The sequence below is a fragment of the Streptosporangium amethystogenes genome (genome assembly GCF_000721075.1).
GTDB classification, from domain to species: domain Bacteria; phylum Actinomycetota; class Actinomycetes; order Streptosporangiales; family Streptosporangiaceae; genus Streptosporangium; species Streptosporangium amethystogenes.
In genome coordinates this window covers 140,856-164,765 of sequence record NZ_JOEQ01000005.1, presented here as the reverse complement: position 1 = coordinate 164,765, position 23,910 = coordinate 140,856, and the positions used below count along the sequence as shown (strand labels likewise).

20 protein-coding genes are annotated in these 23,910 nt (G+C 67.9%); 7 read left to right on the top strand and 13 right to left on the bottom strand.

Going from position 1 to position 23,910, the window contains the following annotated elements; translation table 11 throughout:
* Nucleotides 1–87: 87 nt before the first annotated feature.
* The 3 genes from IG98_RS0108615 (at nucleotide 88) to IG98_RS0108605 (ending at nucleotide 4,983) form a co-directional block, all read left to right on the top strand.
* Nucleotides 88–1,449 (top strand): FAD-binding oxidoreductase, encoded by a 1,362-nt coding sequence (locus IG98_RS0108615; protein WP_030908143.1) that lies wholly within the window; start codon nucleotides 88–90, stop codon nucleotides 1,447–1,449.
* Nucleotides 1,450–1,635: 186 nt separating this feature from the next.
* Entirely contained in the window at nucleotides 1,636–3,522 is a 1,887-nt protein-coding gene (locus IG98_RS52385; protein ID WP_051751864.1) for a serine/threonine protein kinase, read from the top strand.
* A 690-nt stretch (nucleotides 3,523–4,212) separates the two neighbouring features.
* Entirely contained in the window at nucleotides 4,213–4,983 is a 771-nt protein-coding gene (locus tag IG98_RS0108605) for an AfsR/SARP family transcriptional regulator (protein WP_030908138.1), read from the top strand.
* Nucleotides 4,984–5,000: 17 nt separating this feature from the next.
* Here the strand turns inward: IG98_RS0108605 and speB are convergent, their stop codons facing one another.
* From speB to IG98_RS50265, 13 genes are all read right to left on the bottom strand, one after another.
* Complete coding sequence (gene speB, locus IG98_RS0108600) at nucleotides 5,001–5,906, bottom strand: agmatinase (protein WP_030908134.1); 906 nt, start codon at nucleotides 5,904–5,906, stop codon at nucleotides 5,001–5,003.
* Between the two features lie 34 nt (nucleotides 5,907–5,940).
* Nucleotides 5,941–7,332, bottom strand: coding sequence for a SagB/ThcOx family dehydrogenase (locus IG98_RS44620; protein WP_051751862.1), 1,392 nt, complete (start codon nucleotides 7,330–7,332; stop codon nucleotides 5,941–5,943).
* 16 nt (nucleotides 7,333–7,348) lie between these two features.
* Nucleotides 7,349–9,127 (bottom strand): ABC transporter ATP-binding protein, encoded by a 1,779-nt coding sequence (locus IG98_RS0108590; protein WP_051751860.1) that lies wholly within the window; start codon nucleotides 9,125–9,127, stop codon nucleotides 7,349–7,351.
* Nucleotides 9,120–10,022, bottom strand: a complete 903-nt coding sequence (locus tag IG98_RS0108585) for a sulfotransferase family protein (RefSeq protein ID WP_030908124.1) — start codon at nucleotides 10,020–10,022, stop codon at nucleotides 9,120–9,122. The genes IG98_RS0108590 and IG98_RS0108585 overlap by 8 nt, the downstream gene beginning before the upstream one ends.
* A 24-nt stretch (nucleotides 10,023–10,046) precedes the next feature.
* Nucleotides 10,047–10,724, bottom strand: coding sequence for a hypothetical protein (locus tag IG98_RS46700; protein WP_030908121.1), 678 nt, complete (start codon nucleotides 10,722–10,724; stop codon nucleotides 10,047–10,049).
* A complete protein-coding gene (locus IG98_RS0108575) occupies nucleotides 10,715–12,412 on the bottom strand; it encodes a SagB family peptide dehydrogenase (RefSeq protein WP_030908118.1) in 1,698 nt (565 codons plus the stop codon). The genes IG98_RS46700 and IG98_RS0108575 overlap by 10 nt, the downstream gene beginning before the upstream one ends.
* Nucleotides 12,409–13,053 carry a TOMM precursor leader peptide-binding protein gene (locus IG98_RS0108570; protein ID WP_030908115.1) on the bottom strand — a complete coding sequence of 215 codons (645 nt, stop codon included), beginning with the start codon at nucleotides 13,051–13,053 and terminating at the stop codon, nucleotides 12,409–12,411. The genes IG98_RS0108575 and IG98_RS0108570 overlap by 4 nt, the downstream gene beginning before the upstream one ends.
* 32 nt (nucleotides 13,054–13,085) lie before the next feature.
* Nucleotides 13,086–14,687, bottom strand: coding sequence for a DUF4135 domain-containing protein (locus IG98_RS0108565; protein WP_211263912.1), 1,602 nt, complete (start codon nucleotides 14,685–14,687; stop codon nucleotides 13,086–13,088).
* Nucleotides 14,688–14,768: 81 nt separating this feature from the next.
* The gene (locus IG98_RS50270) at nucleotides 14,769–14,927 is read right to left on the bottom strand and encodes a hypothetical protein (protein WP_157594231.1); all 159 of its coding nucleotides are present in this window, start codon (nucleotides 14,925–14,927) and stop codon (nucleotides 14,769–14,771) included.
* 80 nt (nucleotides 14,928–15,007) lie between these two features.
* On the bottom strand, nucleotides 15,008–15,922 hold the full coding sequence (locus IG98_RS0108555; protein WP_030908108.1) for a JmjC domain-containing protein: 915 nt from the start codon (nucleotides 15,920–15,922) through the stop codon (nucleotides 15,008–15,010).
* Entirely contained in the window at nucleotides 15,919–16,737 is an 819-nt protein-coding gene (locus IG98_RS0108550) for a hypothetical protein (protein WP_030908105.1), read from the bottom strand. Before IG98_RS0108550 ends, IG98_RS0108555 begins: the two co-directional genes overlap by 4 nt.
* A 9-nt stretch (nucleotides 16,738–16,746) precedes the next feature.
* A complete protein-coding gene (locus IG98_RS0108545; RefSeq protein WP_051751858.1) occupies nucleotides 16,747–18,054 on the bottom strand; it encodes a YcaO-like family protein in 1,308 nt (435 codons plus the stop codon).
* 161 nt (nucleotides 18,055–18,215) lie between these two features.
* On the bottom strand, nucleotides 18,216–18,377 hold the full coding sequence (locus IG98_RS50265) for a hypothetical protein (protein ID WP_157594230.1): 162 nt from the start codon (nucleotides 18,375–18,377) through the stop codon (nucleotides 18,216–18,218).
* 336 nt (nucleotides 18,378–18,713) lie between these two features.
* Here IG98_RS50265 and IG98_RS0108535 point away from each other — a divergent pair, with 336 nt between their 5' ends.
* The 4 genes from IG98_RS0108535 to IG98_RS0108520 are packed head-to-tail and all read left to right on the top strand — an operon-like array spanning nucleotide 18,714 to nucleotide 23,878.
* Nucleotides 18,714–19,373: a TetR/AcrR family transcriptional regulator gene (locus tag IG98_RS0108535; protein ID WP_051751856.1), complete on the top strand. Its 660-nt coding sequence runs from the start codon at nucleotides 18,714–18,716 to the stop codon at nucleotides 19,371–19,373.
* A gap of 47 nt (nucleotides 19,374–19,420) precedes the next feature.
* Nucleotides 19,421–20,953: an acyl-CoA carboxylase subunit beta gene (locus IG98_RS0108530; protein ID WP_245651496.1), complete on the top strand. Its 1,533-nt coding sequence runs from the start codon at nucleotides 19,421–19,423 to the stop codon at nucleotides 20,951–20,953.
* 2 nt (nucleotides 20,954–20,955) lie between these two features.
* Nucleotides 20,956–23,007 (top strand): acetyl/propionyl/methylcrotonyl-CoA carboxylase subunit alpha, encoded by a 2,052-nt coding sequence (locus IG98_RS0108525; RefSeq protein ID WP_245651451.1) that lies wholly within the window; start codon nucleotides 20,956–20,958, stop codon nucleotides 23,005–23,007.
* Between the two features lie 58 nt (nucleotides 23,008–23,065).
* A complete protein-coding gene (locus IG98_RS0108520; RefSeq protein WP_030908094.1) occupies nucleotides 23,066–23,878 on the top strand; it encodes an enoyl-CoA hydratase-related protein in 813 nt (270 codons plus the stop codon).
* The last annotated feature ends 32 nt before the right edge of the window (nucleotides 23,879–23,910 follow it).

The following is a 23,910-nucleotide window of genomic DNA, read 5'->3' as shown; positions in this document are numbered from 1 at the left end:
GAAGGCCCTTTGAGGTGCGGAATTGCCGGACGAGGGGGTCGGCGTACCGCCGAACGTCTACTCGGGGTCAGGCCGTACAGTCCACTTGTGACCGCTATCTCCGAACTCGTCGCCGCGCTCGCACCGGAGAAGGTGCTGACGGACTCCGACGTGACCGACTCCTACGCCCGGGACCGAACCTTTCTTGAGCCCGGCAGACCACTGGCCGTGGTGCTCGCGCACACCAGGGACGACGTGGTCGCCGTGATGAGGTGGGCCACCCGATACCGGGTTCCCGTGGTGCCCCGGGGGGCCGGGACCGGCCTGGCCGGCGGGGCGACCGCCGTCGAGGGGTGCGTCGTGCTGGCGCTGCACAGAATGGCGGCCATCAGGGAAGTGTCCCCCGACGACGAGATAGCCGTGGTCGAGCCGGGGGTCATCACCGCCGACCTGGACCGGGCCGCCCGCGAGCACGGGCTGATGTACGCCCCCGACCCCTCCTCCCACGAGATCTCCACCATCGGCGGCAACCTGGCGACCAACGCGGGCGGCCTGCGCTGCGTGAAGTACGGCGTGACCCGCGACTCGGCGCTCGGCCTGGAGGTCGTGCTCGCGGACGGGCGAGTGATCAACACCGGCCGGCGCACCGTGAAGGGCGTGACGGGGTACGACCTGACCGGCCTGTTCGTCGGCTCCGAGGGGACGCTCGGGGTCATCACCGCGGCGACGGTGCGGCTGCGCAGGGCGCCGTCGGTCTATCCGGCGACGATCGCGGCCGAGTTCACCTCCCTCCGGGAGGCGGCCGCCGCCGTCTCCGCGATCATCGCGGCCGGCTGCCAGCCGTCCCTGCTGGAGTTGCTCGACCGGAACACGCTCAAGGCCATCGACGACTGGCGGAACATCGGGCTGGAGGAGTCGACCCGGGCGATGCTGATCGCCCAGTCGGACGCGGTGGACGGCCCGGCCGTCTCCGAACGCATGGCGGAACTCTGCACCGCCAACGGCGCGGCCTTCGTGGCGGTGTCGTCGTCGGCACAGGAGGCCGCGCAGCTGATCGAGGTCCGGCGGATGGCGTACGAGGCCAAGGAGCGGCTGGGCAAGTGCCTGGTGGAGGACGTGTGCGTACCGCGCTCCCTGCTGCCCGACATGATCGAGAAGATCGAGGCGATCGCGGTCAAGCACGGCGTGCTGATCACCACGGTCGCCCACGCGGGCGACGGCAACCTGCACCCCGTCTTCGTCTTCGACAGGACCCTGAGCGAACCGCCGCCCGAGGTGTGGGCGGCGGCCGACGAGCTCTTCAGGGAGACCCTGAAGATGGGGGGCACGCTCACCGGCGAGCACGGCGTCGGGCTGCTGAAACAGCGCTGGCTGGCCATGGAGACCGGGCCGGTCACCGAGGAGATCCACCACGGGATCAAACAGGTCTTCGATCCGCTCGGCATCCTCAACCCCGGCAAGGCCATCTGAGCGGATTCCCGCCACCCCGGATCCCGTCCTACCAGGGAGAGAGACGGGACCTCCGCGGATTCCCGTCAGGCCGAGCACGGGAATCCGCGGCTCCCCGAATCTCCATGGCCGTTCGCCCTCTCTCCCGCGCTGGTAGCGTTCTGCTCCACATAAACCATTTTTTCGGGTTTTGTCGGGGGGAATCTGGTGGAACCACTAACAGCGGAGGATCCCCCACGCCTGGGATCGTTCGAGCTGACCGGGCGGCTCGGAGAGGGCGGGCAGGGGATCGTCTACCTCGGGCGGGGGCCCGAGGGCGAGCAGGTCGCCGTCAAGCTCCTCCACCACGGACTGGTCAGCGACCCCGAGGCCAGGGCACGCTTCCTGCGCGAGGTGTCGGTCGCGCAACGGGTGGCCCGGTTCTGCACCGCCTCCGTGCTCCACACCGACCTCGCCGGCAGCCGTCCGTACATCGTGAGCGAGTACGTCCCCGGCCCCTCCCTGCGCCAGCTGGTCGACAACCAGGGGCCACGGCGCGGCGCCTCCCTGGAACGTCTCGCCATCAGTACCGCCACCGCGCTGTCGGCGATCCACCGCGCGGGCATCCTGCACCGTGACTTCAAGCCCGCCAACGTGCTGATGGGGCCCGAGGGCCCGGTGGTGATCGACTTCGGCATCGCCAGGGCTCTGGACTCTCCGGGGATGACCGCGACCGGGGTGGCGATGGGCACCCCCTCCTACCTCGCGCCCGAGCAGCTCGGGTCGGGCGAGGTGACATCAGCGGCCGACGTGTTCGCCTGGGGCGTCACGATGGTCTTCGCCGCGACCGGCAGGCCCGCGTTCGGCCAGGATTCCATCCCCATCGTGATCAACCGGATTCTGAACGCGGAGCCGGAACTGAGCGCGCTGGAGGGAGAGCTGCGCGAGCTGGTCGCGGCCTGCCTGTCGAAGGACCCGGCGCTGCGCCCCACCGCCGAGCAACTCGTCAACCGCCTGATGGGCGCCGCCTCCACCACCCCGGTCCAGCGCTCGGCACCCCTCCCCGGCCCGGTGTCCGGCCCCGGGCACAGTCCCGTGCCCGGCCCTGTGCCCGGCCCCGGTCACGTGTCCGTGGCAGCCACCCGGCAGAGCGGGCAACATCAGGACGGACCGCCGGCGGGCGGGCCGGGAGGCGCCGCGCCCGGACACGGCGGACCGGGACAGAACAGCCCCCGGCGGACCGGGGAACCGGGTGGGAGGAGGCCGCGCGGACCTGTGGGGCTCCTGCTCACCGGGGTGGCGGTCGTAGCCGCGCTCGGCGTGACCACCGGGACCGTGGTGGCCCTGCGAAACGACGAGAAGGCCACGATGGCGCGAGCCGGAGCGGCGTCCATCGCGACGGAGACCGCGGGCCCCGGCTCGACGACCGTTCCCGGCGATCCGCCCACGGCCGGGGAAGAGCCCTCCCTGCCTCCGGAGAACAAGGAACTCCTCACCAGCACTCCCCACCCGTCCCGGCGGATCGCGCGGCCGTCATCCCGGCCGGCCGAGAATCCGGGCCGCCCTGCGGGAGCGTCGACGGGGAAGCCGAGCACGCCCCCCTCCCGGACCTCCAGCCCGGCGGCCACCACCGCCAAGCCCACCCCGCCGGCGAAGCCGAGCGGCATCGTCGAGCCCTCATCGGCTCCCGAGCCGACGGCGGCCAAGCCCACCGCCACCACCCAACCGACCTCGGCGACCAAGCCCACCACCACGGCCAAGCCGACTCCGAAGCCCACCCCGCAGAAGCCCAATCCCTACACGGCCACCGGCGTCTGCGGCAGCGGCTACAAGGTCGTCAACTCCAAGGCCCTGGGCAGTGTCGCGACGATCTACCTGCTCTACAGCTCCGCCGCGGGCAAGAACTGCGTCGTCACCATGTCCAGGTACGTGATCCCCGCCAAGATCTCGATGAACGCGATACTCCAGGTGAAGGGTGGCTCCAGCGGGAGCAACCCCGGCAAGTTCACCGTCTACGCGGGCCCGGTACGCCTGTCCGCGGTCAAGAAGTGCGTCATCTGGGGCGGCACGTACGGGTCGCTGTCGTGGAAGAGCGGCTGGAGCCACTGTGGCTGAGCACGAGGACTGTCGCATATTCCTCGGTGACCTGTGTGACGTCGCCGCCGCACTTCGCCCACCGCGTGAGCGTCCTGCCCATCACCACCAGGACGACCACGGCATCCGGCCGGCCCAGACCCGGTAGGGGATCTCCGGGCGGCCCCCTTCGGAGCCTGACGCCGTGGCCGTCCGGGCTCCGAAGGCCGGCGGGGCGTCCACCTTCGAATCGGCCGGCCCCGTGTCCGGCCCCGGAGGAGTGTCCAGCTCCGCTTTCGCCACCGGGCGCCGGATGGCACACCCTCACCGGGATGCCGCGGGCGGTACAGGCCGGCGCCCGGGCCGGCATCGATCGACCCGTCCCGGTCGATTCCACCATCGTCCGCCCCCACCGGCACTCGGCGGGCGCGAGAGAGAATTCGCGACGCGCCGCTCGACCGTGCCTGGATGCCCCCGGCCTGACACCGAGCTGATCTCACCACGGTCCGCGGTGACCCACGCCCCAAAACGATCACTCACCGCGATCATGCGCTGCCGGAATGCGCCGATCGCGAATGCCTGCTACTGCGGATGATGTATGAATCCGGCGAACATACCATCGGAGGTTGATTTAAAGTCAACCAGGTGCGGTATACCACCGACAATGACCGTTAATATATTTTAACCCCATGCGTTTATGGTTGGAGATGAAAGACCGATCCCTCGTATCAAGTGAGCACCGACGAGGATGACGGCATGCACCTGAATATCGCCGAATACAAGGCCGTTCAAATGGAACTCCTCGGTTCGTTTGCCTGCGTCATCGACGATCGGATCGTGCCGCTTACCCCGATGGCGCAGAGACTGGTCATACTCCTCACGCTTCGCGGACCGACAGCCAGATCCACGCTCGAAAGACTGCTCTGGCCTGAGACGGAACCTTCCCAAGCGGCCAAAAGGCTTCGTCAATCTCTGTGGAGGACGCGTCAGGCGACCGGTGACGCCCTGCTCGACACCCATGGAGACCGGCTCCGGCTCCGGAGCCAGATCACGGTGGACCTCGCGGTCGCGAGTTCGCTGGCCGAGAAGCTGGCGCGTGTCACACCGGCTCAGGAAGGGGCCGCCCGCGATGTCATGGCGGCCCAGAACCTGAACTTCCTGGAACTGGAGTTGCTCCCCGGATGGGACGGCGGCGATATCAAGCAGGTTCGTGAGCGTTGGAACCTGGTCAGGTTGATCGCCCTTCAGCGGCTCGCGGAACTGCATCTGGCGGCGAAGGACCCCCTCTCAGCCCTGGACTTCGCCCGGCGGGCCGTTGATGTCGACGCCTACAATGAGCGTTCGCACAGAATCACCGCCAGAGCGCATCTGGAGCTTGGCGACGTGTACGGGGCACGGAAGATCTACGCGAGCTACTCCGAGCTGCTCCGGCTTGAGCTGGGCGCCAGCCCCACCCCTGAGTTCCGGCACATCGTCATGGCGAATGCGTCCGAGCTCTTCTGAAGCACGGAACCCGCGGGCTACCTGCCACGTCTTGATCGCGCGTACTGGTAGATCAGCTCGTATCCGATCTCCGCGGCGAGCAGCGCGGTGGCTCCGCCGTGGTCGTACGCGGGTGCCACCTCGACCACATCGCAGCCGATCGGCTGTAGATCACCGATGCCACGGAGAATGGCGAGCAGTTCTCGTGAGCTGAGCCCGCCGGGCGAGGGGGTTCCGGTTCCCGGAGCGAAGGCCGGATCGACCACATCGATGTCGCAGGACACGTACAGCGGGCCGTCACCCACGCATTCCTGGATCATGGACATCAACGAGCCCACGCCGATTCGGTCGATGTCGGGTGCCGTCACGATGCGGACGCCGCGGGCGCGGGCGAATTCGAGCGCGCCCGCATACGGCACATGGCCACGGATCCCCACCTGGATCATCCGCGCGGGGTCGACGAGCTTCTCCCAGATCGCCCATCTGAAGGGAGTGCCGTGATGGTAACGCCCCCCGTCCACGGGAGGGTAGGTGTCGCTGTGCGCGTCCAGATGGAGAACGGCGACCGGCCCGTGGACCTTGTGCGCGGCGCGCAGGGCGGCCAGGGTCATCGAGTGGTCGCCGCCCAGCATGAGCAGGGCCTGGTTGCGCTCGGCCAGTTCGGTGAGCCGCTCGGTGGCCGTGCTCATCGCCGACTCCATCGAGAACCGGTTCAGGTCAAGGTCGCCGGCGTCCACCGCGCCGATGGCGCCGAAAACGCTCGGCCCGCGGTCCAGGCCCGTACCGTGCAGCAGGGCGGACTCTTCCCGGATGGCGCGGGGCCCGAACCTCGCACCGGGGCGGTAGCTCGTGCCACCGTCGTACGGCGCGCCCACGATCACCAGGTCGGCTCCCTGGGGGGCGGGCTCGTAGGGCAGACCCATGAACGTTGATAGTTGTGGCATTTGTCGCCTGTTCTGTATATGACGGTGCAAGGGATCAGTAGACCTGCGTGCCCAACATGAACTCGCCGACCGGGGACTCGACGAGATGATCGATTCCGGTGACCCGTCCGAAGGACGCGGCGTCACCGTCGCCGAGCGCGCAGGGTGCCAGCTTCATCGCCGTTGCCACGGCGTACATGGCGCTGATGAGAACGCCCACGTTCTTCAGGGTCGTGGCGTAGGCGATGCCCCGGTACTTCCAGCTCAGCCGCGAGAAGCGTGAGGTGATGGTGAACACCACGCTTGGTGTGGACCGGCTCTGACTGGCGTAGCGCGCGTTCTGGAAGGTCTTGTCGACCACCGCCCGGTCGTCGCAGACCAGTGAGAGCTCGTGCTCGGCGGGATCGTAGTGGTAGAGCCCCGGCACCAGCCCCTCGACGTCACGAACCGCCAGATATATCTCCAGATCGTAGGCGCCTCCTCCGCTCGGATACGGCCGGCGCGTGACGTCGTAGCCGCGCTCGTCGCCTTCGTCGGCAGGCCAGAACTCACGCACTCGTGCGGTCCTGAACAGGAAGGCTCCGAGCTCCTCCAGCGACAGGCCCCGGTCACCGAATCGGCGAACGGACTCCCGCTCCTCCATCACCCGCGTCAGCGGCGGGTCGTTCTCCGCGAGTTTGTCGAGGTCCACCCGCGGCAGCGGGACCACCGGGCCATCGAACCGGTGCCGCACCGCCGGGCTGGGCGGGACGATCCCGGCATACGGAAACACGGCGCCGGTGCGTTGATCGGTCAGCCCGTACCGGCTGTGCGTGTGGAGCAGGACGTCATGGAACTCGCGATGCACGAGATCCGGGTCGGTGTCCTCGTCGACGACGTCCTTCCCTGCCAGGGGGACGACGATCCCCACCGCGACAAGGAACTCCAGCCAGCACTCGACCGACTCGACCGGGACACCCGACTCCGCGGCCAGATCCTTCGGACGGCTCGGGCGGCCCAGCATGCCGATCACCTGAAAAACCGCGGGGCGTTCGATCCGTACTCTGAACAGGCTGCGGACCGACTCCAGGATCAGCGAGTCCGCAGAACGCCTGAGGTGGGTGAAACGCGACAGCTGATAGCGGTCCGCGGGGTCCAGCGATCTGGCGAGAAACTTCGAGAGATCAGACGTCGGGACCGCTCGCATCGGCTCGCCGTCGGCGTCCACGCAGCGGAACTCGATCAGGCGCCTCCGCATCATCATGCTCAACGCGCCCCTGGCCAGGCGGACGTCCGAGGCCGCGGACAGCGTTGCGACGTCCACCGGACCGAGGCGCAGCGCCATCAGGACCGAGTCGGCCCCTCCGAGGCCTGAGAGCCTGCACCTGCGATCATCGAGATTGAAGATCAGAACACCGGGGTCCGGGTTCTCGATGCCCACATGCGACACCAGAGCGATCGATATCATCCACCGTCTCCTTGACTCAGCGTGCTGCCGCCGGCATGACCATCTGGGATCCGACGAGGCCGGAGTAGGCGCCTCCGGCGAGCAGTAGCCCCCCGTGGGTCCCGCGTTCGGCGACGCGCCCCTTGTCGAGGAGCACCACCGTGTCGTCGTCGTTCAGGGCCGGGATCCGATGAGCGATGAAGACCAGAGAACGATCACCGCGATATCTTTGAAGGGACTCGTACACCTCCTTGCCGGTCACGGCGTCCAGCGCGCTGATGGCCTCGTCAAGGACCAGGACGGGAGACGGCGACAACAACGCCCTGGCCAGCGCCAGACGCTGTCGTTCCCCTCCGGAGAACTCGTATCCCCGCTCGCCCACGATCGCATCGAGACCGTCGGGCAGACTGTCGATCAACGCGTCCAGCCGGACGATGCCGAGAACGTCCAGCATCTCCTTCTCGCTGGCGGCCGGTCGGCCGAAGAGGAGGTTCTCGCGAACCGATGAGTTGAAGATCGGCGCCTCCTGCGGGACCAGCGTCACCCGGCGGCGCAACTCCGCCTCGGTCAGCGTCCGGTCCGCGCAGGACACCGATCCCCGCGTCGGTGACAGCAGTCCCGCCAGGATCAGCCCCAGGGTGCTCTTGCCCGAGCCCGAGGCCCCCACCAGCACGGTCACCCCGCCTCCGGCGATCTCCAGGCTCACCTCGGAGACAGAGGTCCGGTCCGCCCCCGGGTAGCCGTAGCCGACGTCGTTCAACGTCAGCGGGGCCGCGGGCGACGAGGCCGCACCGGACTCCGCAGGTTCCACGGCGGCGTCGGTTTCGAAAACCCTGTCTTCGAGATCCAGGTATTCGAAGACCCGCTTGAACACGGCCAGCGAGCTCTGGATGTCGGCGCTGACCTCCATCAGGTTCTCGATGGGACCGGTCAGACGCATCTGCAGCATCGCGATGACGATGATCGTTCCTATCGAGACCTCGGGGAACGCCGTGCCGGCCACCCCGTAGATCACCGGAGGGACGCAGGAGAGCGCCACCCCTATCCAGGCGTACCCGGCGCGCCCCGCCATGCGCTCCCGGAAGGTCAGGTCGGCCGTGTCCTGGGAGGCCGCGAGGAACCGCGCCCGCTGCGCGCCGGTACGGCCCAGCGTCCGGCCGACGACCACGCCCGAATACGAGAGGTCCTCGCCGGTGTACCGCATCATGTCGGCGATACGGTCCTGACGCTCGTTCGTCAGTCCGAACCTTCGCTTCGCCAGCCGGCGGTTGACGATGCTCAACCCCAGCGCCAGCAGGATCGAGAGCACCCCGAGCTGCCAGCTCAACGCCATGATGACGCAGATCGCCGCCAGCATGCCGACGCCCGAGATCAGGACGGCCTGCATCGAGAAGGTGACCACATCGCTGATCTCACCGATGTCGCTGATCAGGATCGACTGGATGCGGCTGTTCGGCTCGGACGCGAAGAACGGCAGCGGCGACCGCTGAACCCGGTCGAACACCTCCATGCGCAGTTTGTGCACGACCCGCTGGCCCACCCGGTGCGTCAGCTTCCCCTGCTGCAGGGACACGAGACTCACGAGAGCACCCGCGAGTATCATGCCGCCGCAGAGGAGGAGCAGCTCAGCGGTGTCGTGCGCGGGGAGGGCGTCATCGAGGATCATCCGCAGGAACAGCGGCGCGACAACGCCCAGGGCCACCGACGTGAGCACCAGAAGGGCGGACAGCACGAGCAGCCGGAAATGCGGGGCGAAAACGCGAACCAGCCGATGGACGACTCGGAGCCTGGTCCGGGTGGTCGTTTTTCTATTCATAACCCAACTCCTGAGCCAGCTCAATTATTCGTCGCCTTATCTCGGCAGATAGTCCCCAGTCGTCATCGAAGGCGACCGGACCCGGTCTCTCCACAGGCCTCAACTCGGGGGATTTCATGAATTTCCAGTCCCCGCCGTACAGATTCCGGTCCCGGCCCATACCTGCGAAACGCCATTTTTCAGTCCTGGTCATTCGCGCGAGGCATTCCGCGTCGTAGGGCAGGCACAACCAGTCGAGGATCGGGGGAAGCCGCACCACAGGTTCGCCGAGCAGGTCCTCAGCTCGAACCCGAATCACCTGATGCTCCGGCAGGTCGCGGGTGACGGACACGATCCGGCGGTGCGCCAGATACCACGACGAGGCGGCACGGACCGCCAGCGCGGTGCCCGTGATTCCGGTGAGCGCCCGGAGATGGCTCATCATGGAGCGCTGGGTGCTGATCGGATGCCGGGTCAGGTGGATGAAACGCGCATTGGGATAGGTATCCAGGCACCTGTGCAGCGCCTCATCACTCAGCACGGTCTCCGGTGACTTCTCCAGGCCGATCAGAGGATCGATCCCGTCCAGGAGGTGATCGAACAGCTCCCCCATGGTCCAGGACGAACGCCGGCGCATCCAGGCGTGCGCCTCCTGGATGGCCTGAGGCTCCTGATCGCCGAACTCTATTTCCGCGACGGCTCGGCTGATCCCACTCAGCCGGACCGTATGGAAGTCCCGATATCTCTCGTTCGCCCCATCGACGGCGACGAACAGGTCACCGACCGTCGTCCCGCTGAAACTGACCATCTCCGGGAACCCAAAAAGATCATGATGGCCCGACAGCAATGCCAGGGAAACGGTGGAATACGACCTGGCGGGGGCCAGGAGAAAGACCGGCTGTCGCGAGCTGGGCATGTCAGCGCCCTCCGTGGTAAGCAGTCAGGGGTGGTCGGTTCCGGAAATGGCGCCTTCGGAATAGCCGAGCGCGACGGTGAAAAGATGGCGCTGTCCAGGTCGCAGGGAGCGGCTGATGTCTGTCACCTCACGAAACGACCGCCCGAAGACCGACGCGGACAGTCCCTCCGCGAGCGCGGCCTGCCATATCGCGTACCCGAGAGCTCCGGCACGGGAGACCAGCCCGCCGTACCCGCTCGCGTTCGCCGGGATTCGAGCGAAGTCGCCGGTCACGAACATGAGTGCCGGCGCGTCCGCGTACTGCTCCCGCAGATCCGCCAGGAGCTCCGCTCCCCCCAGTGCCGAGTACGCGGTGGGTCCGGCCGTATCGGGCGTGCGGGCGTAGATGCCGGGAGCGAGCCCGCTGACCGCCGACGCACCGAGCAGCGTCAGGAAGCCCGGATCGCCGTGAACTCTCATCGGCCAGACGCCCGCCTCCGCCGCGTAGGCGGAAGCCAGAACGCGTTGGAGCACCGCCGGCCCTATCTCGCTCTCACGAAAGTCGCGGCAGCTCACCCTGGCCCTGAGCATTTCCTCGGCCGGCGGGCGCGGTGCTGTCCTGGTCGCGTCCACCTGAGTGCCCGAACCGGTCAGCAGCGGTTGACGCGCACGCATCGCCTTCGCCGTCGCCTCAACCGGATCCGTCATTCTGATCAATGCCATGGTCGCCCTCCCTGGTCGACGCCGCCGAGTGCGGCCACCGCGGTGACGAATTCATCGCCGTCCAGAAGCTCAAGCCGGGTGCCGAGATCCTCCGGCCAGGCGGACGCGAATCGCGCTGCCAGGCCGAAGGCGCCGGCGACCATGGCCAGCTGCATCGCGGCGCATCCCGCGTCGAGGAGCGCGAGCCGGTAGGCGAACGCGCCGTACTTCTCCTTCAGCCGCCCCACGGCGCCGACGAGGAAGAGCACGGCCTCCGGCTCCTCGGACAGTTGGAGATCGACACCCTCGAGCATCCGCCGGACATCCGTCTCGTCGTTTCTGACGCGGATCAGCGAATGCGTGGTGTCCCGGTACCTGAACAGGTTTCCTGGGAGGTCGAGCGCGCCCCCCGGGCAGAGGACGTAGATCTCGGCCGAGGCCAGGTTCCCCGCGCTGGGAACCCACCTGTCGAAGGACCTTCCCTCTTCTCCACCGTCCTGGTGCCGGAAACCCGCGACTCTGGCGAGGATCGCGCTGACAACGGCGGGGTCGAGGCCCGGACCGGCAGGTGTCCTCATCGGCGATGGATCGTCGGACGCCGAGCCGCCGGGGGCTGGGCAGTCGGGCCAACGGGGCAGCGCCCAGGTCGGTGAGTACGGGAACTCGGCTCTGGCGCCCTGTGACTTCTCGTACCTGGCCTGTGCCTCCGGGGAGGTGGAGCGCGATCCGGCGATCCTCCGGGGAAGGATCTCCTCCTGCCATTCGTAGACGGCGGGCGGTGTGAGGTCGCCGCAGTTCACACAGCCGGCTTCCGGGACGACGTAGAGGCGTTCCTCCCGGTGGTCCCGCAGGGACAGGCGGCTCATGCCCTTCTGAGATCTCCCCACCGCCATGCCGCCGAGGATCGAGATCACCTCTGTGCAGATCATGCCGACGGCCACACCGTCGAGCGTCCGGGGCGCCTTGACCGGCACGGTCTCGTCGATCGGGTCCGCGGCACGAAAGCACGCCACGCAGGTGGTCACCCCCCGGTGGAAAAGAGGCCCGATCTCCGCCGTCGCCTCGCGCTGGGCGAATCTCAGCAGAGGGATGTCCTCCTTGGCGCACGCCTCCTGCCCGATCACCAGACCGGACCCCCCGGCGCTGTCATCGACGAGCACGAGATCGGGGGCATGATCGGCGAGCAGGCCTGGCAACTCCTCGGCCGCGTCCAGGAACTCGACCCGGCCCACACCGCTGCCGCGCAGATCCCGCGACAACGCCTCGCCGATCGTGAGGTCGCCGACCACCAGCACGCCGGCCTCCGCGAGCACGTCCAGCATGTCGGTGGAACTCGCGAAGCGCTCCCGCATCGTGCTGAACGTCCGCGAGAAGTAGGCGACGACCTGCGGGTCGGCACAGGCCGAGCCCGACGAACGAGGTCGGCGGTGGATCTCGAGCAGGCCACGATCGTCCAGGAGTCGCAGCGCCGCGTTCAGCCGGGCCGCCGGCAGGCTCAGGTGTTCCCGGAGCTCGTCGAAGGTTCGCTCACCGTCCAGGGCTCGCAGGAGCCTGGGAAGGAACGATCCGGCCGACGTGCCGGAGAACAGGTATCGCCGGACCCCGCCGTCGATCAGCAGCCCCTCTTCGGCCTCGACCGTGGCGAGTCCGCGGCAGAAGCCGAGATAGCCGTCGCCCCAGCGGGCCGCCGGCCGGGCAGAGTCGCTCATGTCCGTGTCCCCATAACGGTATCGCTCCGGTGTCCGAGAGCCGATGCCACGGTCAGGCGGAGTGCGGACACGCTTCGGTCCGGCGGCCGGCCGCAGAACCGGCAGTCGTCGCACTCGATGACCTTGTGCTTCACCAGGCCGCCGCCGTGCAGGTCGATCGAGACGACCTCGCCGGTCGCGCCGGGATCTTTCATGATCGCGACAGCGACCGAGGCCGCCATCCTGACGTGGTGCGGCAGAAACCCCTGCGCTCCGAAGGCATGGCCGGTCGTACCGGGCCTGGTCAAGATCGCGCTGATGTGCTTCTGCGTGTCGTGCTGGATCTGCCTCCTGCGGAAGCACTCGAAGCAGGGTGACCGTCCCCCGGTGACCGATGGGCCGATCCTGACGGTCAGTCCGTCCATGACGATCGGAAGCCACTTTCCTCCGGTGCTCACGGCGTGCGCATCCGCCGCCTCGCAGACCGACGGGTCAGGACGGGAGAGGACCACGACCACGATGTCCGCCGTCACCGACCGAAAAGCCTCACCCACGTCGGCGGCGGCCTCCACGGTCGTGCCCGGCAGGGCGGCGAGCGCGTCCCGGACTCGCGAGCCGAACTCACCCGTGGCGACCACTGACGCGTGCACGGTTCTCGTCATGACGTGTTCTTCTTCCTGTGCTGCTCCGCCGGTCACAGGGCGACCCCCGCCTTCTCAAACAGCTGGAGTTCGGTCTGGCTCAGCTCGTGGCGGCCGGTTGCGTATCCGAGGTGTTCCTTGAGCAGCTCGCACTGAGAAGCCACGAAGGTCTCGTCCCAATGCTCAATGTTGCTCATCACCTGTTCCAGCGCGCTGCTGCGGAAGAAGCCGTCGCGCCTGGTCCCGTCGATGAGGCGGATGCTCGTCTCTGCGGGGTCGTTCAGGAAGTAGGGGACATCGCAGCTGAGCAGCGAGCGCAGTTCCTCGTCGACGAGCTCGTTGTATCGCGATTGCTGCGGAAACCGGAGGTAGCGTTCCAGCTCGACCTTCACGAGCGACCAGGAGCAGGCGAGCGACGGCTGTTCCATCAGCCTCTGAAGCAACGCGTAGTAGCCTGTGGTCCGAATCACCTGGCGGCCTTCGCAGTTTCGCGCGAGATCCCACAGCGAATCGTCCGAGAGCAGGTCGTGCCTGATCTGCCGGACCCGCGCGAAGACCGTCCGGAAACCTTCCAGGATCTCCGGAAGATAACCTCCTGGAGTTTGATAGACACCGTCGAGGACCGGCAGGTTCCTCGGCACCTCCCGGACGGTTCCGCGAAATGTCACCGCGAGGAGGTCGGTCCCGTCGTCAACGGGGAAGGGAACGAACACGGTGTTCTTCTCACTCCCCACGACCTGGAACGCCGCGTGCCTGCCCAGCCCTTGCCGCTCCGCGTCGGTGGCTTCGACAAGTCCGGTGTCGAACACCGAGGTGAGAGCCCCCTCCGGGCCATACCACGAGAAATTGTGCAGGAGCGTCTCGGTGTCGATCAGAACCGGGTCGCCACCCGCGGCGATCACGTTCTCCCAGTGCCCGTCGACGAAGTTCAGCAGACAGCAGACCGCCAGCAGGGCTCCGCTCTTCCACCAGAACGCCTGAGCTTCCGACCTGCTCGCGCAGGCCCTGAACTGGATCTCCTCAACCCATCCGTACGACCCTCTGTCAAGGATTCGCGGGAGCCTGACGGGCAACTCCAGCCTGGCCATGAAGGTGTGCAGAAATCCCGTTCCGGTCGGCGACACCGGCTTGTAGAAGATACGCCCACCGGAGAACTCGAAGACGATGACCTGACCACCGCCCGCGTGCCGGTCGCTCTCCGCCAGGTGAATGCTCCTGAGCGGACCGGCCAGCCGGGGAAACGACGTGACAAGGGCAGGAAAGTCCTGGCCCAGGCGTTCGATGGCTGATCGGACAGCCGTCACGCTGCTCCTGATCAGTGCCGACACAATCGCCGCCACCACGGGGTAGCGATCCGCCAGTCGCTCGGGCAGGTCGGTCCCGCGCCAGAAATCCGTGTAGCGTTCCCGCCCGTCGGCTCCCGCCAGCTTCCCCGCGCTTTTCGCCACGGCCAGTTCGTGGGCGACCACCGGGAGGACCGCCCGGTCGAGCTTCACCGACAGGGCGTCGACGATCTGCCGGATACAGGTGTCGGGATCCTCCGGCCGGACCGGTAGGTCCAGCTGCCGTACCGCCGTGCGGATGTCATGGACTCCGGCGTTCAACTCCTGGCGGAAGAGGACCGACCGTGTCTCGTTCGGACCGGCGCTCAGCATCAGCCATCCCTTCTTGCAGATCATCCATTACCGCCCGACCGGGCGGATCCGGGCAGAGGCCCGGACCCGTCCGGCCGCCTTTCAGCCCCTGACCACTGAGCTGAGCGCCATGGTGGTGATCGGGTTCGCCGAGCTGAGCGCCATGGTGGTGATGGGGTTCGCCGAGCTGGGCATTCTGTCGATGACGCCGCGGTGGGCCGGCACCGCGTCCGTCGTCAACTCCGAGATTCCTGTGTTCATCTTTCTTTCCTCCATCTCATTGGGTCGCGTCGCCTGGTGTGTCCAGCCGTCGCCTGGGGAATTGGACTGGTTCCTGAACGTCAGGTGCGCCGGTGCGCCGGATACACCGTGCGCGTCTGGGCGATTCTCGCCGCGGCCACCTTGACGTCATCGTGCGAAACAGGATCGAGTGCGGCCAGGAAGACTTCCCTGAACCTGTCCGCGCCGCTCGTGGCCGCCTGATCCCTCGAAACCTCCGAGGGCCAGTCCGCCGTGCCCTCCACCCGTGCGCAGTAGGCCTCGATGAAATCCCACGGCGTCGGATCCTGGACCTCGATCGCGATGTGCAGCGACGTCTCGGACCTCGCCAACGCGTAGTGTGGGCTGCCGTGCGGCAGGTAGAGCCCGTCACCGGGCGTCAGCCGCGTCTCAAGCCGGCCCTGCTCGGTGATGGCGGTGTGCTCACAGAAAGCCGAACCGCTCGGTGAGACCGGATCGACGGCCCCCGCCACCCAGTCCTTCGTGCCCGAGGTCTGCAGGATGAAGACATGAAGGCCGTCGAGATGGGCGGTGATGACCGGCTCGTCGCCGGGCGGGCTCAGGAACGCATGGGCCACGACCCCGCTCTCGAATATCTCCGACATCTCATCGGTGATCTTCCGGACGGGCAGGTGCCAGTGGTCGATCCTGTTGAACTTCAGCGTCGCTCCGGCGTCGAATTCGCGGCGCAACCGTCCGCGGTCGACGAACCCGTCCACCTCGAAGCCGTTCACCGTTCTGGACCGGATCGGCGCCATCCTCGCGCCGGGGCTCGAACCGCCGAACACCGTTACGTAGGGAAGAGTCAACTGGCCGCAGTCCAGCTCATGCCAGATCTGCTCCTCGGTCAGCAGGCCGGCGACGCCCTCCGCCCGCAACACCCGCGGACGCCTGGCCCAGACGGAGTCGAAGAATCCTGCGGTGTTCGAGACCAGCCAGTCCAGTCGGCCGGTAGTCGTTCCCGGACCGCCGGTCATCCCGCCTCCTCTTTCATCATCGAAAGGGTCAGCGCGAGCAGTCTCTCGCTGGAAATTTTTCCCGCGGTGGCCATCAGCGCCTTTTTCGTCTCAATGGAACGCTCGTCGACGCTCATCGTGTGATAGCACGAGACAAGGTCCGAGTTGGTTACCATCGTGCACGCCTTCAGAGCTTTCAGATAATCTCGGACCCGTGGTGCGGAGATCTGTATCAGCAACTGGCACGACTCTCCGCGAGCTTGTGCGGAAAAGGAGCACGGTGTGGTCAGAAACGCCAGTTCCCCGCATTTAAGGTTCACTTCCCATGAACCGTTTTCAGTAGCGCCCCGGTCAGCTGAACCACATCTGATAATTGCCTCGCCATGGAGCTGAACGATGAAAGCCGGAGCGTTCACATAGGAGGTCATCACCGCGCCGTCCATACGCGCCCAGTACATCCTGGAGGCGACTGCGGCCGAAAGATCCCGAGACAGCCCTTGGGTTATCGCCCGTACCTGGGGGTGCCAGTGGGACAACTGGCTGAGTTTCAGGAAAGCACCCTCACCCAACTCCTGCTCGACCTTGTCGAGATCGGCGAACTCCGCGCACAGACCCCCGCCCGCCACCACTCGTGTCTCGACCGCGGGAACCTCTCCCACGGCATCGTCCACATGGAAGACGGAGAAGTACGGATACCGCAGGGAACCGATTCTCAGGCATGTCAGAAGATGGTCCGTGTCGATGATGCCGTGGCAGTCGACCGCACTGCGGACCGGTCGAGCGGAACCGCTGCATGGATCGGTCTCCCTGAAGAGAGCCGTGAGATTCTTGTACAACTGTCCTCCTCAGGCGAACGGCTGGGGCCACGGATTGAGATCCTTTTCCGCTCTGGGCTCGTAACCCATCGCCCGAGGCCCCGTATACAATCTCGAATGCCCGAAATACTGTGCGGACGGCACAAGAGATATGGGCTGAAGTCCCGGAATGACCACGCTTACGGCGCTGAGCCCGTTACGTCGCAACTCTCTGGGAGTACTGTCCACCACGACCACTTCCATTTTCTTGGCGCCGAAGCGTTCCACGAGAACCTGGAGTGCTGCTGCCGCGTCTTCCGGAAGGGGCGTCGAGTCTGCGTCGGAGCTCGTCCTCCGATGCGCCAGATCATCGGTCAGAAAATCAAAGGCGGCGGCCCGCTCGGGGACACCCATGTATCTGATCCCGTCCTCGACGCCCCCGAACCCCGCGGCTTTCGGATCCTTGACCTGTGCGCCTTCGTCGTAGCAGAGGGCTCTGACCATAATCGTTTCGAGCAATGCCTTGAAAGCGGCCTCGGGCAAGGTCCTCTCAACGGCCGCCCCGACCACGTGCTGCGCACGGACGTCGTGCGGTGCGCGCTGCAGACAGTAGACGGTCGGCACGTTCAGCTCGGACGTGGCGTCGAAGAGATAGGTGTCGATGAAATGGCTGCCACTCCATTCCAGGAGATAGCCGAGCTGTTCGGACGGGTGCTCGATTCGCAGTTTCGGCAGTTTCAGCATCTGGGACCAGGTGAGGGCCACCATGTCGCGTTCGATGATTTCGCAGACGCCTCGCACCATCGCTTCGACGGGATCGGTGTGGATGGCGTATCCGGTGGATATCCCGTTCCAGAACATCTCTCCCTCGGAGTGGTTCTGGGCGCCATAGTGTGCCATCACGGCCGGCACCCACCGATCCTCCATGGTCGTCAACTCGAGCCCCCGCACCCACCTGATCGGAAGCTCGGGGTCATAGGGGCGCAGCGGGCACCCCCGGTCCGCGTACTCCCGTTCCGAGCACCGGGGAATGCTCGACATGTCGATGGCCTTCCCGTTCAACTCGTCGAACCGCGCCTCGACGCCCTCGAACGTCAGAAAACCCGCGCTGCGCTCCGCGCCCTCCGCGATGGCGATGAAGCGCGCCAGATCCTTGGAGTCGATCGCCCGGCCGCAACCGTAGGTCTCCGCCGGCCCCACCAGCCCGGGCCAGGCACTCCCGACCGAAGAGGCGTGAGTCGAAACACGGTCCAGGCCTCTTGTCCCGAACACCTCCCACACCCGTGAGACGACACCGTAGGGAGAGAGCAGCGGTTCGAGGTCCGGCCTGAAAACCTTGTTGGCGAGATCTGCCTGCATGGCGGGAAGTGCCTCCCATCTCGGTCGCCTTCCGGGCTGTCGCGAGTACTGGTGCCGCCGCGACGGCGACGGTCACCAGTACTCGCCGACCCGCTGTCAGAGGATTACCGACTCACCTGACCGAAGCCGTTGGCGGACGGTGACAACAGGATCGAGTGCTTCTACCGGCAGTTGGTGCTGATGGTGCTCGGAAGGCTCGTGCCGCAGCCGCCCCTGCACGGCGACACGTAGTTGACCACTTCCTTGGTGAGCTCTTCCCAGCTCAGCTCGGTGACGTCCTCGGCTACAAGGTCGAGCGTTTCGGAAGTGTCCGCGTGCGACATGGCAAGCCCCTTTCTGAGAGCCGTTTGACAACGCCACGAGTGAACAGAAGGGTCATCTCCGCACCGTCTCGAAAAACGTCGTCCACCGGTCTCCGGTGCGTCTTCGCACCGCCTACGCGGCTGGTCAACGCTCTGGATCGCACCAAAATCCTTTACATTCCATTAATCTTCGGGATTCCGATGACACTTGCCGAAACCGGGCTTGCCCCAAAGAAACGGGTGGGCCGGCGCGGTCAGAGCCGGCAGCGGCGGTCTCGCCCTGATCCGGGGTGAGGGCGGCATCGAATCCATCCCGCCCTCTGGCAGGCGCGTGGGTTCTGGGCTACCGTAATTGACGTGATCGTCAAGTCTGAGACGCTCAGCAGCCGGGGCCGCCGCACGCGGGCGGCGCTCGTCCAGGCCGGACGGGAGATGTTCGAGGAGCGCGGTTACGACGCCGTGCGCGTCGACGACGTCTGCGCGCGCGCCGGTGTCTCGCACGGCACCTTCTACACCTACTTCGGCTCGCGCGAGGAGCTGTTCCGTGAGGTGGCGGCCACCGTGGTGGGCGAGATGTTCACCGCCAGCGTGGTCGGGCCCGCCGCTCCCGACGACCCGTACGCCCGCATCGAGGCCGCCAACCTGCTCTACCTGCGCGCCTGGGCCACCAACTCCCGGTTGGTGAGGATGCTGGAGCAGGTCGCGATCGCCGACGAGGGGTTCCGCGGCCTGCTGCTCGAGTTGCGCGAGGTCTTCGTGCGGCGCGGCGCGGAGGGGCTGCGGCGCCTGCAGGAGCAGGGCCTGGCCGATCCGTCGCTGGACCCCCGGCTGACCGCCGTGATGCTGGGCGGGATGGTCGAGCACTTCGCCCACGTCTGGCTCGACCTCGGCGAGCACGCCGACGAGCGGACCGCCGTCGCCATGCTCTCCACGCTCTGGGCCCGGGCCATCGGCCTGACGCCCACGAGCCAAGGCAACAACATGACGCCAACGTCAATCAAGGAGGCGGGCTCGTGAGCCGGCTGGACACCTCCGGTGACGACTACCTGACCCGGCGCGAGGCGATGCTCGCCAAACTGGCCGAGCTCGACGCCGAGCAGGCCAGGGCGGTGGCCGGCGGCGGCGAGAAGTACGTCGACCGGCACCGCGCACGGGGCAGGCTGCTGGCCAGGGAGCGGATCGAGCTGCTCGTCGATCCCGACTCGGCGTTCCTGGAGCTCTCACCGCTGGCGGGCTGGGGCAGCGACTTCCCCGTCGGGGCGAGCGTGGTCACCGGGATCGGGGTGGTCGAGGGCGTCGAGTGCGTGCTCGTCGCCAACGACCCGACGGTGCGGGGCGGCTCGTCCAACCCGTGGACGCTGCGCAAGACGCTCAGGGCGGCCGACATCGCCTTCGAGAACCGGCTGCCGCTGATCAATCTGGTGGAGTCCGGCGGGGCCGACCTGCCGACCCAGAAGGAGATCTTCATCCCCGGCGGCCGGATCTTCCGCGACCTGACCCGCCTGTCGGCGGCCGGTATCCCCACCATCGCCCTGGTCTTCGGCAACTCCACCGCCGGCGGGGCCTACGTGCCGGGGATGAGCGATCACGTGGTCATGGTCAAGAAGGGCGCGAAGGTCTTCCTCGGAGGGCCGCCGCTGGTCAGGATGGCCACCGGGGAGGAGTCCGACGACGAGTCGCTGGGCGGCGCCGAGATGCACGCCCGGGTCAGCGGGCTGGCCGACTACCTGGCCGCCGACGAGCACGACGCGCTGCGGATCGGGCGGCAGATCGTCAGGGGCCTGAACCGGCGAAGGCTCGGCGCCTCCGCCGGGCCCGTGCGTGACCCGCTGTACGACGAGGACGAGTTGCTGGGCATCGTGCCCGAGGACCTGAAGATCCCGTTCGACCCGCGCGAGGTGATCGCGCGGATCGTGGACGGCAGCGAGTTCGACGAGTTCAAACCCCTGTACGGCGGGAGCCTGGTGACCGGGTGGGCCCGCCTGCACGGCTATCCGATCGGGATACTGGCCAACGCCCGGGGGGTGTTGTTCAGCGAGGAGGCGCAGAAGGCCGCGCAGTTCATCCAACTCGCCGACCAGGCCCGCACCCCCCTGGTCTTCCTGCAGAACACCACCGGCTACATGGTCGGCAAGGACTACGAGCAGGGCGGCATCATCAAGCACGGCGCCATGATGATCAACGCGGTGTCCAACTCGACGGTCCCGCACCTCACGATCGTCATGGGCGCCTCGTACGGTGCGGGCAACTACGGCATGTGCGGCCGGGCCTACGACCCTCGCTTCCTGTTCTCCTGGCCCAGCGCGAAATCGGCGGTCATGGGGCCCGCCCAGCTCGCCGGAGTGCTGTCCATCGTCGGCAGGGCCGCGGCCCAGGCCCGGGGACAGGTCTACGACGAGGAGGGCGACGCGGCTATGCGCCGGATGGTCGAGGCGCAGATCGAGGCCGAGTCACTGCCGTTCTTCCTCTCCGGCCGCCTCTACGACGACGGGGTGATCGACCCCCGCGACACCCGGACGGTCCTGGGCCTGTGCCTGTCCGCCGTACACAACGCCCCCGTCCCGGAGCCCGCGGGCTTCGGCGTCTTCCGGATGTGACCATGCCCGCGAACATGCCCGCGAACATGCCCTTGACCGCCTCGCCGATCCGCCGCCTGCTCGTCGCGAACCGGGGCGAGATCGCCCGCCGCGTCTTCCGTACCTGCCGCGACCTCGGTATCGAGACCGTCGCGGTCTTCTCCGACGCCGACGCCGACGCCCCGCACGTGACCGAGGCGGACCACGCGGTGCGGCTCGGCGGTGTCAGACCCGCCGACACCTACCTGTCCACGGAGAAGATCGTCGACGCGGCCCGCAGATCGGGGGCGGACGCGGTCCATCCCGGCTACGGCTTCCTGTCGGAGAACGCCGCCTTCGCGCGGGCCGTGCCGGACGCCGGCCTGACCTGGGTCGGTCCACCGGCCGAGGCCGTCGCCGCAATGGGCTCCAAGATCAAGGCCAAGGAACTGATGGCGGCCGCGGGGATCCCGGTGCTGCCGGGGTTCACCACGGGTCCCGGCCACTCGGCGGACGACCTGGAACGGGACCTGAACGCCGTGTTCACCCCGATGGGCGGCCCCCTTCCGCTGCTGGTGAAGGCGTCGGCCGGGGGCGGCGGGCGCGGGATGCGCGTCGTACGGCTGACCGGCGACCTGCCGGAGGCGGTCGCCTCGGCGCGCGCCGAGGCCATGTCGGCGTTCGGGGACGGCACGGTTTTCGTCGAGCCCCTGCTGGAGGGCGCCCGGCACATCGAGGTGCAGATCCTGGCCGACGGGCACGGGACGGTGTGGGCGCTGGGCGAGCGGGAGTGCTCGATCCAGCGGCGGCACCAGAAGGTGATCGAGGAGACCCCCTCCCCGTCGATCTCCCCGGCGGCGCGGGCGCGGCTGCGCGACGCGGCGGTCACGGCCGCGCGGGTCATCGACTACGTCGGCGCCGGAACCGTCGAGTTCCTCGTCAGGGGCGACACGATCGCCTTCCTGGAGATGAACACCCGCCTGCAGGTGGAACACCCGGTGACCGAGTGCGTCCACGGTGTCGACCTCGTCGAGTTGCAGTTGCGGATCGCCGAGGGCGCCCGGCTGCCCGCGTCACCGCCCGAGCCGTCCGGACACGCCGTCGAGGCTCGCCTGTACGCCGAGGATCCGGCCCGTGACTGGCTCCCGCAGAGCGGCACCCTGCACCGCCTTGAGATCCCCGGCGTGGACTCCCGCTTCGCGCCCGCGCCCGGCGGGCGGCACGGGCTGCGACTGGACTCCGGCGTCGAGGACGGCTCGGCGATCGGGGTGCACTACGACCCGATGCTCGCCAAGGTCATCTCCTACGGCGCGAGTCGCTCCGACGCCGTGCGGAGGCTGGCCTTCGCGCTGGCGGGTGCGCGGATCCACGGCCCCGTCACCAACCGGGACCTGCTGGTCGAGGTCCTGCGCCATCCGGCGTTCCTCGCCGGGGAGACCCATACGGGTTTCCTGACCGAGCACGGCCTCACCGGGCCGGCATTCGGACGGCAGGCCGCCGGAGCCGGGCCGGGGGTCGTGCGCCTGTCCGCCCTCGCCGCCGCACTCGCGCGGGCGTCGGCCAACCGCGCGGCGGCGACGGTGCAGGCGGGACTGCCGAGCGGATGGCGCAACGTGGTGTCGCAGCCGCAGCGCACCGCGTTCGCGGAGGCGGAGATCTTCTACCGGATCACCAGGGACGGCCTGCGTGCCGAAGGGTTCCCCGATACCGTTCTGGTCGGCGCGACGCCCTCGCTGGTCGTACTGGAGACCTCGGGCGTGCGGCACAGGTTCGCCGTGGCCCGCTACGACGGCGTGACGCACGTGGACTCCCCGCTCGGTTCCGTACGGCTCACCCCGCTGGAGCGCCTGCCCGCGCCGGTGGAGCAGGTGCCACCCGGCTCCCTGCTGGCCCCCATGCCCGGTACCGTGCTGCGGATCGACGTCAAACCCGGCGAGAGCGTCGGGCAAGGGCAGGTGGTCGTGGTGCTCGAAGCCATGAAGATGGAGCACCGGATCACCGCCCCCGCGCCGGGCACGGTGGCGGCGGTGAACGTGACGCCGGGCCGACAGGTCGAGGCCGGGTTCGTGCTGGTCGTGATCGAGGGGCAGACTTGATCCCCTCCCCGGGCTCTCCGGAGCCGGAGTACGGGGTCGTGCGGCTGGAAGGATTCAGATGAGAACCGATGGGGGTTGGCCGGTGGAGCGCCTGGTGCACGGGGAGGTGTCCGGAGGGGTGGCGACGATCACTCTCGACTCCCCCCGCAACCGCAACGCCCTGTCGGTGCGGTTGCTGGGCGACCTGGAGGAGCGGCTCAACTGGGCGCTGGCCGAGGAGGGCGTCCGGGTGATCGTGCTCACCGGGACCGGGCCGGTGTTCTGCTCGGGCGCCGACCTGAAGGAGCAGCGGGTGACCCCCCGCGGCGCGCACGAGGCGCCGGTGACCGCGTCGTTTCCGGAGATCATGAGCCTGATCTGGGAGAGCCCGAAGCCGGTCGTGTGCAGGCTGAACGGCACCGCGAGGGCCGGGGGGCTCGGCCTGGTGGCGGCCTGCGACTTCGCGATCGCCCCCGACTCGGCCTCGTTCGCCTTCAGCGAGGTGCGGCTCGGCGTGGTGCCCGCGATGATCTCGGTGACCGTGCTGCGGCGGCTCGACCCGCGCGCCGCCGCCGAGTACCTGCTCACCGGGGAGACGTTCGACGCCGCCCGTGCCAGGGAGATCGGGCTGCTCACCCGCGCCGTGCCCGAGGAGGAGCTGGACGCGACCGTCGCCCACTACACCGGCATGCTGCTGCGCGGCGGCCCCGAGTCGCTCGCTCTCACCAAGCAGCTCGTGCGGACCGTGCCCGAGCTGAGTGTCGAGGAGGGCATGCGCCAGATGGCCGAGCTGTCCGCCCGGCGCTTCACCTCCGCCGAGGGGCAGGAGGGGATCGCCGCCTTCATGGAGAAGCGGCCCGCGTCCTGGATCCCCGCCTCCGAGGTGGGCTGACACCGCCTGCCGGACACCCGCCCGAGGAGATC

Coding starts and splice junctions, on each gene's coding strand:
- speB (WP_030908134.1), bottom strand. CDS start 5,906: ATGCCACAACTATCAACGTTCATGGGTCTGCCCTACGAGCCCGCCCCC.
- IG98_RS44620 (WP_051751862.1), bottom strand. CDS start 7,332: ATGATATCGATCGCTCTGGTGTCGCATGTGGGCATCGAGAACCCGGAC.
- IG98_RS0108590 (WP_051751860.1), bottom strand. CDS start 9,127: ATGAATAGAAAAACGACCACCCGGACCAGGCTCCGAGTCGTCCATCGG.
- IG98_RS0108585 (WP_030908124.1), bottom strand. CDS start 10,022: ATGCCCAGCTCGCGACAGCCGGTCTTTCTCCTGGCCCCCGCCAGGTCG.
- IG98_RS46700 (WP_030908121.1), bottom strand. CDS start 10,724: ATGGCATTGATCAGAATGACGGATCCGGTTGAGGCGACGGCGAAGGCG.
- IG98_RS0108575 (WP_030908118.1), bottom strand. CDS start 12,412: ATGAGCGACTCTGCCCGGCCGGCGGCCCGCTGGGGCGACGGCTATCTC.
- IG98_RS0108570 (WP_030908115.1), bottom strand. CDS start 13,053: ATGACGAGAACCGTGCACGCGTCAGTGGTCGCCACGGGTGAGTTCGGC.
- IG98_RS0108565 (WP_211263912.1), bottom strand. CDS start 14,687: ATGCTGAGCGCCGGTCCGAACGAGACACGGTCGGTCCTCTTCCGCCAG.
- IG98_RS50270 (WP_157594231.1), bottom strand. CDS start 14,927: ATGAACACAGGAATCTCGGAGTTGACGACGGACGCGGTGCCGGCCCAC.
- IG98_RS0108555 (WP_030908108.1), bottom strand. CDS start 15,922: ATGACCGGCGGTCCGGGAACGACTACCGGCCGACTGGACTGGCTGGTC.
- IG98_RS0108545 (WP_051751858.1), bottom strand. CDS start 18,054: ATGCAGGCAGATCTCGCCAACAAGGTTTTCAGGCCGGACCTCGAACCG.
- IG98_RS50265 (WP_157594230.1), bottom strand. CDS start 18,377: ATGTCGCACGCGGACACTTCCGAAACGCTCGACCTTGTAGCCGAGGAC.
- IG98_RS0108530 (WP_245651496.1), top strand. CDS start 19,421: ATGCTCGCCAAACTGGCCGAGCTCGACGCCGAGCAGGCCAGGGCGGTG.
- IG98_RS0108525 (WP_245651451.1), top strand. CDS start 20,956: ATGCCCGCGAACATGCCCGCGAACATGCCCTTGACCGCCTCGCCGATC.
- IG98_RS0108520 (WP_030908094.1), top strand. CDS start 23,066: ATGAGAACCGATGGGGGTTGGCCGGTGGAGCGCCTGGTGCACGGGGAG.